Genomic DNA, 17,813 nt, shown 5'->3' with positions numbered 1-17,813 from the left:
CCGGCTGCCGACCCGCACCAGCCCCCCGGTCGTCCTGCTGCACGGCTTCATCGACAACCGCTCGGTCTTCCTCTTCCTGCGCCGCAGCCTGGCCCAGCACGGCCGCCACCAGGTCGAGTCACTGAACTACTCACCCCTGACCTGCGACATCCGTACCGCCGCCGAGCTACTCGGCCGGCACATAGAGGAAATCTGCGAGCGGACGGGCAGCGAGCGCGTCGACGTCGTCGGGCACAGCCTCGGCGGGCTGATCGCGCGGTACTACGTGCAGCGGCTCGGTGGAGACCTCCGCGTCCGGACGCTCGTGACGCTCGGCACCCCGCATGCCGGCACCCGGGTGGTCCCGCTCGCGAACGCGCACCCGATCGTGCGCCAGATGCGCCCCGGTTCGGCGGTGCTCGAAGAGCTGAACCGGCCCTGCCCCGGCTGCCGTACGCAGTTCGTCAGCTTCTGGAGCGACCTGGACCGCGTGATGGACCCGCTGGAAACGGCCTGCCTCGACCACCCCGACCTGACGGTGCAGAACGTACGCGTGAGCGGCATCGGCCACCTCGCCCTGCCTGTGCACCCCGCCGTGGCCACCGGGATACGGCAGGCACTCGACACCACCGAACCGGAGGCGGGCCCGACTACGGGCTCGACCGCGGACCCGGAGACGGACTCACAGACGGGCAAGCGCGCCGGCGGTCTGACGGTCGCCTGAGGCCCGCCCACCGTGGGACACCCCGCGGGCTGCTCCCGAAATCGGCCGCCGCCACCCGATCGACATCGAACGAATTTCGAACACAAAGCCAAACCCGCGCCCGCCGTCCCCCAAAACACGGCCGATTGCCCGTTTCCTGCGCGCATGAAACCTGACGAAGATTGTCGTGCCCGCATACCGCCGGGTACAGTCGCCGCACTGCTCTGGCAGCCCCTGTTGTCGAGGCGAAAGAGAAGTTGGTGAACGACCGTCACCCGTCGGGGACCATGACCACCCCGGCTCCGGCTTCCGACGCCGCCCCGGCGCACCACGCGTCGTACGGCACGCAGGAGGCCCCGTACGGCGACTTCACCACGTACGGCGGCTACGACACCACTGGTTTTCCCACCGGAGGTACCGCCACGGCGGCCTTCGACGCGGACCCCCTCTTCGGCAGCCTCCCCGGCCACGGCACCGACACCGACACCGACACCGGTATGTACGACGCCACCGGCTCGTACGACACCACGGGTGCGTACGACGCCACCCAGTGGTCCACCGGCAGCGGGCAGGTCCTGGACCAGGACGCCTACGCGGCCCAGCACCCCACCGCCTACGACACCGGCGCCTATGACACGACCACGTGGACGGCCGGCTTCCAGCAGGCCGTGACCGTGCCGCAGCAGTCCAACGGCGCGGACGCCACCGGGGAGTGGGACACCGGCGCCTGGGCGCGTCCCGACGAGTCCGGCGATGCCGCCGGCCAGACCCAGCAGTGGGCCTGGGGCACGCAGACCTTCGAGACCGGCACCTTCGAGACCGGCACCTTCGGCACGGGCACCCTGGAGACCGGTTCCTTCACCACCGGCACGTTCAACACGGCCGCGTTCAGCACGGGCGCGTTCAGCACGGGCGCGTTCGCCGGTGACACGCTCGACACCGGCGCCTACGACGCCACGCAGTGGAACTCCGACGGCGCCAAGGCAACGGAGCCGGAGCCTGAGCCGGAGCCGGCGGAGAACACCGCGCCGGTCACCCCACCGCCCGCCGAGGAGCCCGTCCCGCGCGACGACGGGCTGGCCGCCACCGGCGAACTGCCCGTCGTGCCCCACCTCCTCGAGGGCCAGGAAGAGATCACCCCGGCGGCCAGGGTCCCGGCCGCCCGCTCCGCCTCCCGTGGCGGGTCGCGTTCCCGTCGCCGCCAACCCGCCAAACGCTCGGCCCTGCTCACCATCGCCGTGCCGTCGGCCTGCGTGATGAGCGTCGCGGGCATCGCCGCCGCCTCCGTCTCCAGCCTGACCGGTGACGACGACACGGAGACCACGGCATCGGCGGCGGACGCGGACGCGGCGCCGGTGAAACCGTCCACCGCCAACAACAAACTGGACACGCAGCTCACGAGCCTCGCCGCCGGAGCCGACGACTTCGCCGACCGGGCCAGCCGGACGCAGGAGCGCATCGATCTCAAGGCCGAGCAGGACGCCGAGAAGAAGCGGGCGGCGGCGGAGGCGGCCCGCAAGGAGCGGCTGCGTCCCAAGTTCGCGCTTCCGGTCGCACAGCACGGCCTCAGCGCGTACTACGGCCAGGCCGGCATCAACTGGATGTCCGTGCACAGCGGCATCGACTTCCCCGTGCTCACCGGCGCCACCGTGATGGCCGCGACCGACGGCACGGTCAGTACGCGGTACAACAGCGCGTACGGGAACATGATGATCGTGACGGCGAAGGACGGCACGGAGACGTGGTACTGCCACCTCTCCCGTTACCAGGTCGCCCCCGGTACGACGGTGAAGGCCGGCGACGCGATCGCGTTGTCCGGCGACTCCGGCAACTCGACCGGCCCGCACCTGCACTTCGAGGTGCGGCCCGCGGGCGGCTCGTCCATCGACCCGCTCGCGTGGCTGCGCAGCCACGGCCTCGACCCGACGTGACGCCGTAACGTCTCAGCAGGCACCCGGGCCCGAGCCGCAGCCCGGGCCCTCGACCACGCCCTCAGAGCTTCTCCACCGGCGCGTACCGCAGCAGCAGCCGCTTCGGCTTGGTGTCCCCGAAGTCGATCGTCGCCTCCGCGTTGGCCCCGGTGCCCTTGACCCCGACCACCGTCCCGAGCCCGAACTGGTCGTGCGTGACACGGTCGCCGACCGTCAGCGCGACCGTCGGCTGCTCGGCGCTGCGCCGGGTGGCGAAGCCGGACGCACCCGACGTCGAGGAGCGGGAACGGGACGACGACAACGAGGCGGCCACTCCCGAGACCGGTGCGGAGGAGGCGGGCCCGTTCGCCCCGGTCCGCTTCCACTGCAGGTGGGGCGCGGGAATCTCCTCGAGGAAACGCGACGGCGGGTTGTACGACGGCTGCCCCCAGGCGCTGCGCAGCGTCGAGCGGGTCAGGTACAGCCGCTCACGGGCGCGGGTGATGCCGACGTACGCCAGGCGCCGTTCCTCCTCCAGCTCCTTGGCCTGGCCGAGTGCTCGCATGTGCGGGAAGACGCCGTCCTCCATGCCGGTGAGGAAGACGACCGGGAACTCCAGGCCCTTGGCGGTGTGCAGGGTCATCAGAGTGACGACTCCGGCACCGTCCTCCTCGTCGGGGATCTGGTCGGAGTCGGCGACCAGCGCGACCTTCTCCAGGAAGTCGGCCAGGGTCCCGCCCTCCTCGCCCTCGGCCCGCTCCTGCTCGAACTCCAGGGCGACGGCGGCGAGCTCCTGGAGGTTCTCGATGCGGGTCTCGTCCTGCGGGTCGGTGGAGGCCTGCAACTCCGCGAGGTAGCCGGTGCGTTCCAGGATCGCCTCCAGTACGGTCGCCGGTCCGGCGCCGGACTCGACGACCGTGCGGAGGTCCTCCATGAGGGTGTTGAACCGCTTCACGGCGTTGGCGGAGCGCGCGGCCATGCCGTACGCCTCGTCCACCCGCTTCAGCGCCTGCGGGAAGCTGATCCTCTCGCGCTGGGCGAGTGCGTCGATCATCGCCTCGGCGCGGTCGCCGATGCCGCGCTTGGGCACGTTCAGGATCCGCCGCAGCGGCACCGAGTCCTCGGGGTTGGCCAGCACCCGCAGGTAGGCCAGGACGTCCCGGACCTCCTTGCGCTCGTAGAAGCGGACACCGCCGACGACCTTGTAGGGCAGGCCGACGCGGATGAAGACCTCTTCGAAGACACGGGACTGGGCGTTGGTGCGGTAGAAGACGGCGACGTCACCGGCCTTCGCCTCGCCCGCGTCCGTGAGGCGGTCTATCTCGTCGGCGACGAACTGGGCCTCGTCGTGCTCGGTGTCGGCGACGTACCCGGTGATCTGCGCGCCGGCGCCCTGGTTGGTCCACAGGTTCTTGGGGCGGCGGGACTCGTTGCGCTCGATGACCGCGTTGGCGGCGCTGAGGATCGTCTGGGTGGAGCGGTAGTTCTGCTCCAGGAGGATCGTCGTCGCGTCCGGATAGTCCTCCTCGAACTGGAGGATGTTGCGGATGGTGGCGCCGCGGAAGGCGTAGATCGACTGATCGGCGTCACCCACCACGCACAGCTCGGCGGGCGGGACCTCGGCCTCGGGCGGTACGTCGACGGGGTGCTCGGAGGCGCCGCCGACCAGCTCGCGCACGAGGGCGTACTGGGCGTGGTTGGTGTCCTGGTACTCGTCGACCAGGACGTGCCGGAAGCGGCGGCGGTAGTGCTCGGCGACGTCCGGGAAGGCGCGGAGCAGGTTGACCGTCGTCATGATCAGGTCGTCGAAGTCGAGGGCGTTGGCCTCGCGCAGCCGCGACTGGTACAGGGCGTAGGCCTGGGCGAGGGTCTTCTCGAAGCCGTCGGCTGCCTGCGCGGCGAAGTCCTCCTCGTCGATCAGCTCGTTCTTCAGGTTGCTGATCTTGGCGCTGAAGGACTTCGGCGGGAAGCGCTTGGGGTCCAGGTCCAGGTCACGGCAGACGAGCGCCATCAGGCGCTTGGAATCGGCGGCGTCGTAGATCGAGAACGACGAAGTGAAGCCGAGCCTCTTCGACTCCCGGCGCAGGATGCGGACGCACGCGCTGTGGAAGGTCATCACCCACATCGCGTTCGCGCGGGGGCCGACGAGCTGCTCGACGCGCTCCTTCATCTCGCCCGCGGCCTTGTTGGTGAAGGTGATCGCGAGGATCTGGCCCGGGTGGACGCCCCGCTCGGCCAGCAGGTGGGCGATGCGGTGGGTGAGTACACGGGTCTTGCCGGAGCCGGCGCCGGCCACGATGAGCAGCGGGGAGCCGGAGTGCACGACGGCGGCGCGCTGGTTCTCGTTCAGCCCCTCCAGCAGTGCGGCCGGGTCCAGGGCGGGGCGCGGGGCACCGTCCCGGTAGTGGGTGTCCCGGTCCGGCGGCACGTCGAACTTCCCGCCGAACAGATCGTGGGGAACCGGCTCCGGTCCGTGATCGTCCTCGGGCGGTGGCGGAGGTTCCTCCTCGTGACCGCGCGGGGTCTGGAGGCTCGCCAGGAAGCTGTCGTCAAAGAGGCTGCTCATCGCTCTCCGAGTCTAGGGCGCCCCACCGACAACCTGCCGCCACCCCGGAAAATGCGCGGTATCCCACCCTCACACACGCCCCACCGGGTCGTCCCGGCGGTACGGGTTCGCGCGGGACCTCCCACCGGAGGTCGATCCACGTCGCGCGGGACTTCCGCGCCCGCCTCGGTTACGAGCGAGTCGTCGATCCACAGCGTGGTGCGCCCGGCCTGGCCCGTGCGGCTCTCTAGCATCGGGCCCATGTCATCCGGCACCTGCCCATCCCCCCTGCGCGCCTGGTGGGCGCGGCGTCAGCCGGCGGCCGGGGCCGCGGTGATGGCGACCGGCATCGTGTCGGTCGGCCTGCACCTGGCGGGCCACGAGGTCCTGTCCCGGATCGCCCTGGTCCTGGCCTGCGCCGCCTGGCTGACCCTGGCGGCGAACTTCGTCCGCCTGCTCCTGGTCGAGCGCGTCCAGTGGGTGACGCGGGCGGGGACGCCGGGCGCGCTCACCGCCGTCGCCGCGACGACCGTGCTCGGCACCCGCTTCTCCCTGCTCGGCTGGTCGCCGGCGGCGGCAGCGCTGCTGGCGCTGGCCGCGCTGCTGTGGCCGGGGCTGCTCCTGCTGGTCGTGCGGCACTGGGGGCGCCGGATGCCGGGGGCGGTGTTCCTGGGCTGCGTGGCCACGGAGGGGCTCGCGGTGCTCGGCGCGACGCTGTCCGCGGCCACCTCGACGGCCTGGCTGGCGCACGCGGCCCTGGTGCCGTTCTGGCTCGGGATCGTGCTCTACCTGATCGCGCTGTTCCGTTTCGACCTGCGGCAGGTGGCCCGGGGTGCCGGGGACCACTGGGTGGCGGGCGGCGCGCTCGCGATCTCGGCGCTCGCCGGCTCCAAGCTGCTCGCGGCGGCCGGGACGGGCATGTACCTGTGGAACAACGACGACAACGCCGTCCTGCACGACCTGACCGTCTTCCTGCTCGCCCTCGACCTCGCCTGGTGCGTCGTGCTCCTCGTCGCCGAGATCGTGTGGCCACGGGTCCGCTACGACGTGCGCCGCTGGTCGACCGTCTTCCCGCTCGGCATGACGGCGGCGGCGACGCTGTCCGTCGCCGCCGCCGTCGGCGCCCCGTGGCTGGACGGACCCGGTCAGGCGCTGCTGTGGGTGGCGGTGACCGCGTGGCTGGCGGTCGCCGCGGGGGCCGTGGTCGCCGCCCGGGCCGAGCTGCGGTCCGTGCGCACGGACACCGCGTAGGTCAGGTCCACAGCACCGCGATGAAGACGTTCGCCACGGTCAGCAGGCCCACCAGGCCGAACAGCGGCTTGTCCGCCTTCTCGTCGTCGCGCTTCACGTAGACCAGGCCGAGGATCACGATCAGCAGGGCGAGCTTCACACCGATCTTGATGTTGTCGACGGGATGGTCCTCGGCCTGGTGGAGACCGACCAGGACCACTCCGGTGACCAGCATCGTCAGCGCGCCGTGCAGCATCGCCGGGGTGAAGCGGGCCGCGCCCTGGCCCATCGCCTTCATCTGGGTCAGGAAGCCCCCGAGGAGCGCCGCGATGCCGATGATGTGCAGACCGACGAAGAGGTGGATGAGTACGTCCATGAGGCCGGAGCCTAGTCAGCGGCCGGGTACTCTCCGACACCGCCCCGCCCTGCGCTAAGGGGTCCGGACGCGCACAGGCGCCCCATAGCACCCGGCTGTCCTCGTGCGTCCCCGATCGGGCACATCGGTCATCACCCTGCGTGAAGGCGACGGTCTCGCACCGGGCTCATGGCCCTTACGGTCACCATGCGCTCCGGTACCGCCAGTTCCGCACATCCCGTCACCGGCTCGTCGCCGCCGCGCCTAGCGTCCTGCCGCAGGTGACCGGCACGAGCAGCGGTCGGCACGAGCAGCGGCCCGCGGGTCGCACGGAAGGACGTGAATTCCTGGTGGCAGCACACCGCAGGCCACGGAAGCGCCCGGCGGGCGGCGGGACGGCCCGTACCGCCGCCGTGATCGCCATCGCGGGCGCGGTCACCGCGACCGGACCGGGCGGCGGGACCGGGCACGCCGCCCCGGAGCCGACACCGGCTCAGGTGAGGGCCGAGGCGGAGAAGCTCTACCAGGAGGCAGAGGTCGCCACGGAGAAGTACAACGGCGCCAAGGAGAAGGCGGACGCCGCCGAGCAACGCCTGGAGCGGCTGCGGGACGAGGCGGCCCGCAAGGAGGACCGCCTGAACTCGGCGCGGGAGGCCCTGGGGGCGGTCGCGGCGGCGCAGTACCGCGACGGCGGCCTCGACCCGGCCCTGCAGCTCATGCTGTCCTCCGATCCGGACCGGTATCTCGACGGCGCCGCGTTCGTCGAGCGGGCGGGCAGCCTGCAGACGGCCGCCGTGCGCCGGGTGCGGGGCGAGCTCCGGGAGATCGAGCAGCTGCGCGGCGCCGCGCGCGTCGAATTGGCCTCGCTGACGTCGCGGCGGGCCGAGCTGAAGCGCCACCGCGAGACCGTCACCGGCAAGCTGGAGGCGGCACGTCGCCTGCTGTCCCGGCTGACGCCCGGGGAGCGCGCGCCTCTCGGCGGCGGTGCGGACGAGCGCGCCTCCCGCTCCCCGGCGGGCCCCCGGGAGAGTCTGTCCGCCGCGGCACAGGCCCCCGACTCCCGTGCCGCGGCGGCCGTCGCGTACGCCTACGGGAAGCTGGGCAGCCCCTACGTGTGGGGCGCGACCGGCCCGAACGCCTTCGACTGCTCGGGGCTCGTCCAGGCCGCCTACCGCGCCGCCGGCGTCTCCCTCCCCCGCACGACCTACGCCCAGATCGACGCGGGCCGCCGCGTCGCCCGTTCGGAACTCGCCCCCGGCGACCTCGTCTTCTTCTACTCCGGCATCAGTCACGTCGGCATGTACGTCGGCGGCGGCCGGATGATCCACGCCCCGAACCCCTCGGCGCCGGTCCGCCTCGCCCCGATCGACGAGATGCCGTTCGCGGGGGCGACCCGGGTGGTGTGAGGGGCCTTCCCGCCGCCGGGTGCCGGCCGATCGTCCCGTTGTTGTGGTTCACATAGGCGCACCTCATTCATGTGACCGCACAGAAGACTTGCGGGGACCCTTGCCACCCCAAGGGTCCCGTCCTATTCTCCCCGTGCAGAAAGCGCTTACTCGATTGTCATGTCTCGATCATCCTGAGTCAACCATCACTTCACTCCGGTCGAGTTCATGAACGGGCCGCACCGCCACCGTCTCCCACCCCCTGGGGAACGTGGCCTCTCACCGACTCCCCACCGGCACGCTGAGGTCCGACCAGTGACCTGCCCCCAGAGGGCGGCGACCTCGACGGCCCGCCGAACCACAACAGCGCGCGGCACCCGCCGCCACGCGAAGACGAAAGGCGAGGCGAACATGAGACGACCAGTCGCCATACGACTCTCCGCCGCACTGGGCACCCTGGCCCTGGCGGCCGCCACCGGTGCGGTTCTCACCGCCCCCGGGGCCTCGGCCGCGGCCGGTGGAGCCACCGGCTACGCGACCCAGAACGGCGGCACCACCGGGGGCGCGGGCGGGCAGACCGTCCGCGCCACCACGGGCACCGCGATCCACCAGGCCCTGTGCAGCCGGGCCGACAGCAGCACCCCGATCGTCATCGAGGTCGAGGGCACCATCAACCACGGGAACACCAGCAAGGTGTCGGGCGACAGTTGCAGCACCGCGGCCGACAAGATCGAGCTCAAGCAGATCAGCAACGTCACGATCGTCGGCGTCGGCAACGGCGCGGTCTTCGACCAACTGGGCATCCACATCCGCGACTCCAGCAACATCATCATCCAGAACGTGACCGTCCGGAACGTCAAGAAGTCGGGCTCGCCCACCTCCAACGGCGGTGACGCCATCGGCATGGAGAGCAACGTCCGCAACGTGTGGGTCGACCACACCAGCCTGGAGGCGTCCGGTGGGGAGTCGGAGGGTTACGACGGACTCTTCGACATGAAGGACAACACCCAGTACGTGACCCTGTCCTACAGCACGCTGCGCAACTCGGGCCGCGGCGGCCTCATCGGGTCCAGCGAGAGCGACCGCTCCAACAGCTACATCACCTTCCACCACAACCTGTACGAGAACATCGACTCCCGCGCGCCCCTGCTGCGCGGCGGCACGGCCCACCTCTTCAACAACCACTACGTCAGCCTCAACGAGTCCGGCATCAACTCCCGGGCGGGCGCGAAGGCCAAGGTGGACAACAACTACTTCGAGGACTCCAAGGACGTCCTGGGCACCTTCTACACCGCCGAGGCCGGCTACTGGCAGGTCAGCGGCAACATCTACGACAACGTGACCTGGTCCGAGCCCGGCAGCGAGAACAACCCCGCCGGTCCGGACCCCCAGTCGAACACCACCGTGAGCATCCCCTACTCCTACAGCCTCGACGACGCGGGCTGCGTGCCGGAGGTCGTGAGCGCGACGGCGGGCGCCAACAAGGGCCTGAGGGTGTCGGACGGCAACTGCTCGGCCGAGAGCCCCGACCCGACGCCGAAGCCCACCGACCCCACCCCGGACCCGACGCAGCCCGGCGGAACCAACCTCAGCATCGGAGCCGGCGCCGACGGCACCTCCAAGGCGAGCGGGACGAGCTACGGCAACGTGCGCGACGGTGACCTGGGCACGTACTGGTCACCAGCCGGCTCGACGGGCTCCGTCTCCGTCAAGTGGGGCTCCGCTACGACGGTGTCGAAGATCAACGTCAGGGAGGCGGTGGGCAGCTCCGGCGCCATCGGCTCCTGGAAGGTCGTCAACGGCGACACGGGCGCCACCCTGACCTCGGGCAACGGTGCGGGGGTCGTCACCTTCCCCACAACCTCGCTCAAGAAGATCACCTTCACCGTCACCAGCGCGTCGAGCACCCCGAAGGTCGCCGAGTTCGAGACCTACGCCGGGTAGCCGGCCGAAGCCGGGTCCCGGCTGAAACCGGTCCGGGACCCCGTGGGGCCGTTGCCGCCGGGAGGGTGGGTGGTGGATTGAACCCACCACCCATTCCTCACAGACGCCGCTCGGATCCCGAGGCTCGCCCCTCGCGACTCAAGCGCCGGTACGCGCGTACGCGACGAAGGCGCCCCAAGTGCCTCAGGCGACGGCGCCCCAAGTGCCTCCGGCAACGGCGAACCGCGGGCCCTGGGGCCGAGCAGGGAACGCCGCATCGGTGGGGCGTGTGGTTCGAGGTGTGACACGAGGGAGGCCCGCCGCGGGCACCCCCCTGCGCGGTCGTACCGTCACACCAGCCTGCGTGCCGTGGCCCACCGGGTCAGCTCGTGGCGGTTGGACAGCTGGAGTTTGCGCAGGACCGCCGAGACGTGGGACTCGACCGTCTTCACCGAGATGTACAGCTGCTTGGCGATCTCCTTGTACGCGTAGCCGCGGGCGATCAGGCGCAGCACCTCGCGTTCGCGCTGGGTGAGGCGGTCGAGGTCCTCGTCGACCGGTGGGGCGTCGGTGGAGGCGAACGCGTCGAGGACGAAGCCGGCCAGGCGGGGGGAGAAGACGGCGTCGCCTTCCTGGACACGGAAGATGGAGTTGACCAGGTCAGTGCCCGTGATGGTCTTGGTCACGTAACCGCGGGCACCGCCGCGGATCACACCGATCACGTCCTCCGCCGCGTCCGAGACGGACAGGGCGAGGAAGCGGACGGGCTGGTCGGCGTCGGCCATCAAGGGGGCGCAGCGGCGCAGCACTTCGACACCGCCGCCGCCGGGGAGGTGGACGTCGAGGAGCACCACTTCGGGCCGGGTCGCCGTGATCACCGTGACGGCCTGGTCGACGTCGGCGGCCTCACCGACGACCTCGACGCCGGTCTGCGCGGTCTCGCCGATCTCGGCCTGGACGCCGGTGCGGAACATCCGGTGGTCGTCGACGAGCACCACGCGCACGCGGCGCTCCCCCGCGCCGCCGTTCACCGGCTGTGCGGAATCGCCCGCTCCCGCCATACCGTTCGCCTCGGTCGGGTCGCTCATGACGTCTTCTCCGCCCTCTCCATCTCCAGCTCGACCTCCGTGCCGCCGTCCGGCACCGCGCGCAGCCGCGCCGTGCCGCCGTTGCGCTCCATGCGGCCGATGATCGATTCTCTGACGCCCATCCGGTCGGCGGGTATCGAGTCGAGATCGAAGCCGGGGCCGCGGTCCCGGACGGACACGAAGACCGTCCTGCCTTCGACCTCGGCGTAGACCTGGACCGCGCCGCCCTCGCCACCGTACTTGGCGGCATTCACCATAGCCTCGCGTCCGGCCTGCATCTGTGCGCTGATCCTCTCGTCGAGGGGGCAGTCACCGACGATCACGACCTCGATGGGGACGCCGTGCTTGTCCTCCACCTCGGCGGCGTTGCGCTTCACGGCCTCGGCGAGGGTGGTGGGCTCCTCGTCCTCGTCCGTGCCGTTGCCCTCCGGTTTGTAGAGCCAGGCGCGCAGGTCGCGCTCCTGGGCGCGGGCCAGACGGCGCACCTCGCCCGCGTTCTCCGCGTTGCGCTGGATCAGGGTCAGGGTGTGCAGCACCGAGTCGTGCACGTGGGCGGCGACCTCGGCGCGCTCCTGGGCCCGGATGCGCATCAGCCGCTCCTCGGAGAGGTCCTGCGTCATGCGGACCAGGTAAGGGCCGGCGAGGAGCGTTATCCCGACGAGGACGGCGAGGGCCGCCTGGAGGACGGAGCCGAGGTGGGCGGCGGAGCCCTGGAGGACGAAGATGCCGGTGACACCGGCCGTCACCAGCAGGACGCCGGCCACCGAGCGCAGCAGGGTGACGGTGCGCCGGTGGCGCCCCACCTCGGCCCAGCGGGCCCGGCGGGCGTTGTCCGCCTGGCGCCAGACGAGGGCGACGCCGGCGCCGACGAGCACGGTCGGCCAGAGGTACGCCTTAGCTCCGCCGCCGAGATCGACGTTGCCCACGAAGACCAGGGCCACGACGACCATGAGGAGCAGGGCGACGATCTGGCCCTTGTCCGGTTTGCGGGCGACGAGTCTGCGGCGGCCGTCCGGCGAGGTCTCGGTGCTGACGAGGGACGGCGGCTTCTGTGCATCGACGCCGCCGACGCCCAGGGGCACGAAGAACCAGAAGGCCGCGTACAGCAGTGCGCCGAGGCCGTCGGCCATGAACAGGCCGACGAAGACGAGCCGTACCCAGATGACGGGCAGCCCGAGGTGCCCGGCGAGCCCCCGCGCCACGCCACCGAGCCAGCGTCCGTCGCTGCTGCGGTAGAGCTTGCGCGGCGGCCGCGGTTCGGCAAGGGGTGCTGCTGCGGCTTCCGGCATGACATCGATGGTCACACGGCGGCGGGACCGGCAGCATCAGGGTCGGTCCCCGAGACTCCCCTGATCTTCGGGCCGCGGGTCCCTCGAACACTCCCCCGGCGTCGGGTCAGGGCCGATATCAGGGTCCGACCAGGGTCGAACCGACTGCCGCCACGGCGTCGCGCCCGTCACCATGGACTCATGACAGATCACGAGCACGCCGCGACGGGTCCGGGACCCGGCTCCGGCCCGCGCCCACCGCTGGGTGCCGGGCCGCGGGATGCCGTGCCCGCCGCGGATGCCGCGAACGCCGGGAGCGCCACGGCCGACGCGGGCGACCCCGTCGGCACCGATGCCCCCGGTCCGCCCCACAAGTTCCGGCGGGACCGGGGGCACAAGACGCTCGCCGGGGTGTGCGCCGGCCTCGGGCGGCAGTGCGACATGGACCCGGTGATCTTCCGGATCACCCTCGCGGTGCTCTCCGCGACCGGTGGCATAGGCCTGATCTTCTACGGCTTCGCCTGGCTCTTCGTCCCGTACGCCGACGAGGACGAGAACGAGGTGCGCAAGCTGCTGACCGGCCGGGTCGACGGCCAGGCGCTGGCGGCCGTGCTGTTCGCGCTCGTCGGCTGCGGGGTCTTCCTGACCATGCTGAACAACGGCGGGGTGCTGACCTTCGGCGTCGTCCTCTCCCTCCTGCTCGCGGGCGCCGGCTACTGGTCGCGGCAGCGGGGGGCCCCGGGTCCCGCCCCCCTCTCCGCCCACGCCGCCGCCGACGCCCCACCGGAGCCCCAGGCGCCGCCGGCCGCGGTCACCATGCCCTCCTGGTGGCGTGACCCCATAGTCAAGGACGGCACCCACGTCGGCGGTACGGGATATCTGTGGGGCCCCAAGGATCCCCATGAGCGTGACATCGACGCGGCCCTCAACATCGGCCGCGGGCTCCGCGGTGGCGCCCGCACCGCCGTGGGCGACCGGCGATCCAGGCCCACGCAGCAGCGCGGCCCGCGCGGAATCGGCGGCGGGGTCTTCCTCCTCGCCCTGCTCGCGGGTTTCTTCGGCACCAGGCTGACCTGGGACGAGCACCCGCTCGGCACCAGCCTGCAGACAGGCCTGGCCTGCGCGCTCGCCGTCTTCGGCCTCGGCATCGCGGTCAGTGCCTTCCTGGGGCGCACGGGAGCCGGCTCGATCTTCCTGGCGGTCATCACGGCCGGCCTGCTCGCCGTCTCGGCCGCCTTGCCCAAGGACGTCGGCACCGACTGGGTCAGGACGACCTGGCGGCCCACGACGGTGGCCGAGCTGCGCGAGCAGTACGAGGTCGGCGCCGGCACCGGCACCCTCGACCTGTCCCGGCTGGACCTGCCCGAGGGACAGTCGGTGACCACACGGGCCGACGTGGGCATGGGCCGAATTCGGGTCGTCGTGCCGCAGGACGTGACCGTGCGGCTGAGCGTCGAGGTGGGCGTGGGCGACATCCAGCTGCCCGGCGACGACGCGAAGGACGTGGACGTGGCCCCCGGCAAGCACAAGGAGATCACCCTGTCCCCCACCACGGGCGGCGAGGACGCCGGCACGCTCGACCTCGACCTCCAGGTCGGCGTCGGACAGGCGGAGGTGACCCGTGCTGCGTCATAGGTTCGAGCCCGGACGGCTGGTCGCCGGTGTCTTCCTGACCGTTGCGGGCGTCATCTACGCCGGTGACGCGGGCGGCCTCTGGGACACTCCGTGGTTCGTGGTGATCCCCGTCGTCATGGGCGGTCTCTGTCTCGCGGGAGCGGTCGGAGTCCTGACCCAGGGCATACGCCGACGCCGCGGGGCGCTCCGCGCGCACGAGGACGATCCCCGGGCGGACCTCCCAGGCTGACGACACGGCGGCCTCCCGCACCACGGGCATGTCGACGCCCCGGCGCACGCCCGACCTCACGGCACACGCCCACACCTCACGGCGCACGCCCACGCCTCGTGGCCCGCGCCGACACCGCGGTGGGCGCCGCGTGGGGCAGCGCCTCTCGGCTGGCGACCCCACGGGGCGCCGCCCGAGCCACTGGATCCCGGCCGGGCCCCACCCGGATGTGCTGTACACGAGACGCCGCCCGACGGCGGCTCGCCGAGCCGGGGACGACAGCTACCGGTACCCGCCCGACCAGCTTCGGCGTCGGGTCCGCAGAGAGGCGTCCAGTGAGAGCGGGAGGGCGCCGGCGAGGACGAGAGGAGTCCAGGCCATGAGGTAGGGGAGGTCGTTGCCGTAGTAGTACGGCTCGGCGGCCCAGCTGACGGTCAGCCACAGGCTGAGGGAGATCAGCGCGCCCCCGAGCGCCGCCAGTCGGGTCAGCAGGCCGAGCAGGGTGCCGATGCCGACGGCCAGCTCGCCCAGGGCGATGGCGTAGCCGAAGCCGACCGGGTTCTTCAGGGACAGGTCGACCAGGGCGGGGATGGCCGAGGAGTCGCGGACGGCGCGCATCATGTCGCCGACGGAGCCGGCGCCCGCGTCCTTCATGAAGGCGCTGTCGGTGAGTTTGTCCAGGCCCGCGTAGATGAAGGTGATGCCCAGGAAGATCCGTAGGGGGAGGAGGGCGTACCGGCTGGCGTTGTCCCGCCAGCGCCGGTCACCGTCGAGATGGGGGGTGTGCGTTGCCGTGTGGATGCCGTGAGTCATCACTGCCAGTCACCTCTCGCCCGCGCGTGCCCGAGACCCCCTCGACAGACCATACGTACGACGCGGAGGCTCCGCTCAGCCCTTCCGCGAACCGATTGGTTCGTGTCGGTTCCGACAGCCCGCCGGCCGGGGACGTGGGGGCGTCAGTCCGTCACGTCGATCGCGTACCGGTTCGTCTCCACTCCCGCGCTCGTGATCACCTGGACGTCCACCCGGCCCGGTTCCACGTCCGCCGGCACCGGGACCGTCAGCAGGTCGTCCGCGGGGTTGCTGAATCCGCCCGTCACCGGGACCAGCGGCACGTGGACGTTGACCACGCCGATGCGGACGACCATGCGGGCGAGCCGGTCCGCGCGCTGGGCACCTGGCGGGACGAAGCCCGCCCCCCGGATCTCGATGTCGTCGCCGGTGCGGATGGGGGCGTCCAGGTCACCGGCCTCCCGTGCCCGGACGACGGAGAGGATCACCGGCCGGCCGCCCTCCGCGTACTTCCCGGCGACGTAGGTCGCCGCCGACACCAGCACCACGACCGCCAGCCCCCAGGGCAGGTCGGGCAGCTGTTCCGGCCGACGGGCCAGCCGTACCGCCGCGAACACCAGGGCGGCGGTGCTGATCACGACGTACTGGATGTCGGCGAAGGTCCCGCGCCCCGCGTCGTCCGTCAGCAGGTCGGCCGCGCGCGGCCGGTCCGCCCGTACCTTCTGCAGCCGCTGGGCCAGCACCCGCAGTCCGACGACACGCCGTACCAGGACCGCGACCCCGCACACCACCGCGAGGACGGTCACCACCCCGGCGCCGCGAGCCAGTTCGAGCCCGGAGATCAGCGCGTCCCGTCGGTCGTGGCCCGAGGCCACCGCGAGTTGCCCGGCCAGGACCAGCACCGCGTAGACGACGAAGAGCACCCAGGCCGCCGCCACCGCCCGGGACGTGGACAGGCGGTTGTCCTCACCGATGACCGGGGCCAGCGCGCCGCCCCGCGCCCGGTGGAACCACGACGCGGCCGTCAGCGCGCCGGCCATGACCAGGGCCGCCGCGAGCCCGGCGGTGCGTGCCGCGGTCCAGCCGGCGCCGATCGCGGTGAGCGACTGCCCCAGCAGGAGCAGGACGACGGCCGCCCACACGACGGCCGCCGTGCGGCGTCCGAGGGCCGCGAGCCATGCCTCGCCCTCGGCGCGGCCTCGTTCGGCGACGAGTTCCGCGGACTGGGCCAGCTCCTCCGAGACCCACTGCCGGGACGCGGAGGCCGAGTGGGCCACCGCGGCCGGCAAGCCCTGTCCGGCCGCGAACTCGTCCCGCCTCAGCAGGAACGCGGCGACCGCCCGGCGGTGCCCCTCACGGGCGCCGTGCGGGCAGTCCCCGCAGGTGCAGCCGCCCCCGTGCGCCACCTCGTACGCGCCCCTGTCCGAGCCGCTCCCGCGTCTCGCCTCCTGCACCGCCACGCCCGACGCCCGCCTTCCCGAAACCCTGCGAAACCCAGCAACAACATCCACGCCACCGTCCCCGGCGCTTCCCCGCCACCGTCCCCGGCGCTTTCCCCGGCGCTTTCCCCGGCAGCGTCCAGGGCACCGCCCACGGCACAAACCCCGGCCAGCCCTGTGAGCCCCCATAAGTCCCTTGGGACGACAGCGAATTGTGCCGTACGCCACCCCCTGCGCGCCCGTCACCCCCGGTCCCCTCTGCTCAGCGCGGGTGATGCGCGGACCGCCGTGTTGACCCGGCTGCGAGAATTCCGTTATGGCCGAGATCATCCAGCGCGACGGGACCTGGGCGTTCGACGGCGGCACGGTCCGGATCACCCCGGGTCTGCACCGCTCGGTGCCGTTGTTCCGGCAGACGTACGGAGAGGTCTCGGTGCCACTGGAGGCCGTGGCGGGCATCGTCTTCGAGCCGGAGAGAAAGCGCGGGCGGCTGCGGCTGCGGCTGCGGGAGGGCGCCGACCCGCTCCTCCAGGCGACCGGCGGCCGGCTGCCCGAGGCGGCGGACCCGTACCGGCTGGCGGTGACTGCCGACCGCTGCGGGGTCGCCGAATACGTCGCCGAGGAGATCCGCCGCGCGCTGCTGCTCGACCAGGTCCCCCAGGGGCCGACGGAGACCTACCTGCTGCCCGGGCCGGCGGTGCCGGTGTCGGTGCGTTCCTCGGACGGCACGGTCTCCTTCGACGGCACGCGGGTGCGGATCGACTGGGCCGACACGTCCCACCGGGACAAGCGCGCCACCGGCCCGCGCGTCATCGGCGTCGGCGACCTGACGCGGGTCGAGTGGCTGCCGAACTCCGGGGCCGAGGACGGCTTCCTTCGGTTCGTGACCCGGGAGGCGGCGTTCTCCCGGCTGCCGCCGGAGAAGGACCCGTACGCCCTGGACCTGTGGGGCAGCGCCCGCCGCGACCTGCTCACCGCGCTGATCGCCACCGCCGTCACGGCCCGGCTGCCGCACCCGTCGACCCGAACGGGTGACGCCTACGCCGGTCACGGCGAGGCGGACCCGGGTGGCGGGGGTGGGACCGGGCGCCGGTTCACGGAGGTCGTACGGCCCTCGGCCGACCGTCACGACGTCCTTCTGCGCCGCCTGCGCGAGCTGGGCGAGCTGCACCGCGGCGGTGTCCTCACGGACGAGGAGTTCGCGAGGACGAAGGCGGCCGTACTCAGGGGTTTCTGAACCCCCGGTCCTCATCCGACGGCCGCTGGTCGGGCCGGCCGTCCCCTTCCTGTCCTCGCTCCCTCCCGCCCCCCGCCCCCTCCTGACCCCCACCCCTTCCTGCCCTCGCCCCCTCC

The 17,813-nt window shown here is 72.1% G+C and carries 14 protein-coding genes; 8 read left to right on the top strand and 6 right to left on the bottom strand.

What is annotated here, in order from left to right:
• Together KUM32_RS15370 and KUM32_RS15365 are read left to right on the top strand one after the other, a co-directional pair.
• Positions 1-703: alpha/beta fold hydrolase (locus tag KUM32_RS15370; protein WP_217142443.1), on the top strand; the 703-nt coding region annotated here is incomplete at its 5' end.
• Positions 704-969: 266 nt separating this feature from the next.
• Complete coding sequence (locus tag KUM32_RS15365; protein WP_254405607.1) at positions 970-2,613, top strand: M23 family metallopeptidase; 1,644 nt, start codon at positions 970-972, stop codon at positions 2,611-2,613.
• Positions 2,614-2,674: 61 nt separating this feature from the next.
• Here KUM32_RS15365 and pcrA read toward each other — a convergent pair whose 3' ends face one another.
• Positions 2,675-5,158 carry a DNA helicase PcrA gene (gene pcrA / locus KUM32_RS15360; RefSeq protein WP_217142441.1) on the bottom strand — a complete coding sequence of 828 codons (2,484 nt, stop codon included), beginning with the start codon at positions 5,156-5,158 and terminating at the stop codon, positions 2,675-2,677.
• A gap of 240 nt (positions 5,159-5,398) precedes the next feature.
• On the opposite strand from pcrA, the gene KUM32_RS15355 reads away from it, so the two are divergent.
• Complete coding sequence (locus tag KUM32_RS15355; RefSeq protein ID WP_217142440.1) at positions 5,399-6,388, top strand: tellurite resistance/C4-dicarboxylate transporter family protein; 990 nt, start codon at positions 5,399-5,401, stop codon at positions 6,386-6,388.
• Position 6,389: 1 nt separating this feature from the next.
• On the opposite strand, the gene KUM32_RS15350 is transcribed toward KUM32_RS15355, so the two are convergent.
• On the bottom strand, positions 6,390-6,743 hold the full coding sequence (locus KUM32_RS15350; RefSeq protein WP_217142439.1) for a hypothetical protein: 354 nt from the start codon (positions 6,741-6,743) through the stop codon (positions 6,390-6,392).
• A gap of 329 nt (positions 6,744-7,072) precedes the next feature.
• Between KUM32_RS15350 and KUM32_RS15345 the strand changes: the two genes are divergently transcribed.
• Positions 7,073-8,128, top strand: coding sequence for a C40 family peptidase (locus KUM32_RS15345; RefSeq protein ID WP_217142438.1), 1,056 nt, complete (start codon positions 7,073-7,075; stop codon positions 8,126-8,128).
• Positions 8,129-8,518: 390 nt separating this feature from the next.
• Positions 8,519-10,051 (top strand): polysaccharide lyase family 1 protein, encoded by a 1,533-nt coding sequence (locus KUM32_RS15340; protein ID WP_217142437.1) that lies wholly within the window; start codon positions 8,519-8,521, stop codon positions 10,049-10,051.
• 329 nt (positions 10,052-10,380) lie between these two features.
• Here KUM32_RS15340 and KUM32_RS15335 read toward each other — a convergent pair whose 3' ends face one another.
• Positions 10,381-11,118, bottom strand: a complete 738-nt coding sequence (locus KUM32_RS15335) for a response regulator transcription factor (RefSeq protein WP_217142436.1) — start codon at positions 11,116-11,118, stop codon at positions 10,381-10,383.
• Positions 11,115-12,407: an ATP-binding protein gene (locus KUM32_RS15330; RefSeq protein ID WP_217142435.1), complete on the bottom strand. Its 1,293-nt coding sequence runs from the start codon at positions 12,405-12,407 to the stop codon at positions 11,115-11,117. The genes KUM32_RS15335 and KUM32_RS15330 overlap by 4 nt, the downstream gene beginning before the upstream one ends.
• A 180-nt stretch (positions 12,408-12,587) precedes the next feature.
• On the opposite strand from KUM32_RS15330, the gene KUM32_RS15325 reads away from it, so the two are divergent.
• Positions 12,588-14,021, top strand: coding sequence for a PspC domain-containing protein (locus KUM32_RS15325; RefSeq protein WP_217142434.1), 1,434 nt, complete (start codon positions 12,588-12,590; stop codon positions 14,019-14,021).
• Complete coding sequence (locus KUM32_RS15320; RefSeq protein ID WP_217142433.1) at positions 14,008-14,250, top strand: hypothetical protein; 243 nt, start codon at positions 14,008-14,010, stop codon at positions 14,248-14,250. The genes KUM32_RS15325 and KUM32_RS15320 overlap by 14 nt, the downstream gene beginning before the upstream one ends.
• 261 nt (positions 14,251-14,511) lie before the next feature.
• On the opposite strand, the gene KUM32_RS15315 is transcribed toward KUM32_RS15320, so the two are convergent.
• Both KUM32_RS15315 and KUM32_RS15310 read right to left on the bottom strand, forming a co-directional pair.
• Positions 14,512-15,042 (bottom strand): DoxX family membrane protein, encoded by a 531-nt coding sequence (locus KUM32_RS15315; RefSeq protein ID WP_217142432.1) that lies wholly within the window; start codon positions 15,040-15,042, stop codon positions 14,512-14,514.
• A gap of 143 nt (positions 15,043-15,185) precedes the next feature.
• A complete protein-coding gene (locus tag KUM32_RS15310) occupies positions 15,186-16,481 on the bottom strand; it encodes a hypothetical protein (RefSeq protein ID WP_217142431.1) in 1,296 nt (431 codons plus the stop codon).
• Positions 16,482-16,776: 295 nt separating this feature from the next.
• On the opposite strand from KUM32_RS15310, the gene KUM32_RS15305 reads away from it, so the two are divergent.
• On the top strand, positions 16,777-17,697 hold the full coding sequence (locus KUM32_RS15305) for a DUF4429 domain-containing protein (RefSeq protein WP_217142430.1): 921 nt from the start codon (positions 16,777-16,779) through the stop codon (positions 17,695-17,697).
• Positions 17,698-17,813: the final 116 nt, after the last annotated feature.

It is taken from the genome of Streptomyces sp. AC627_RSS907 (genome assembly GCF_019049165.1).
Note: the sequence above shows the minus strand (reverse complement) of the source record. Positions and strands in the feature narration are given on the sequence as shown.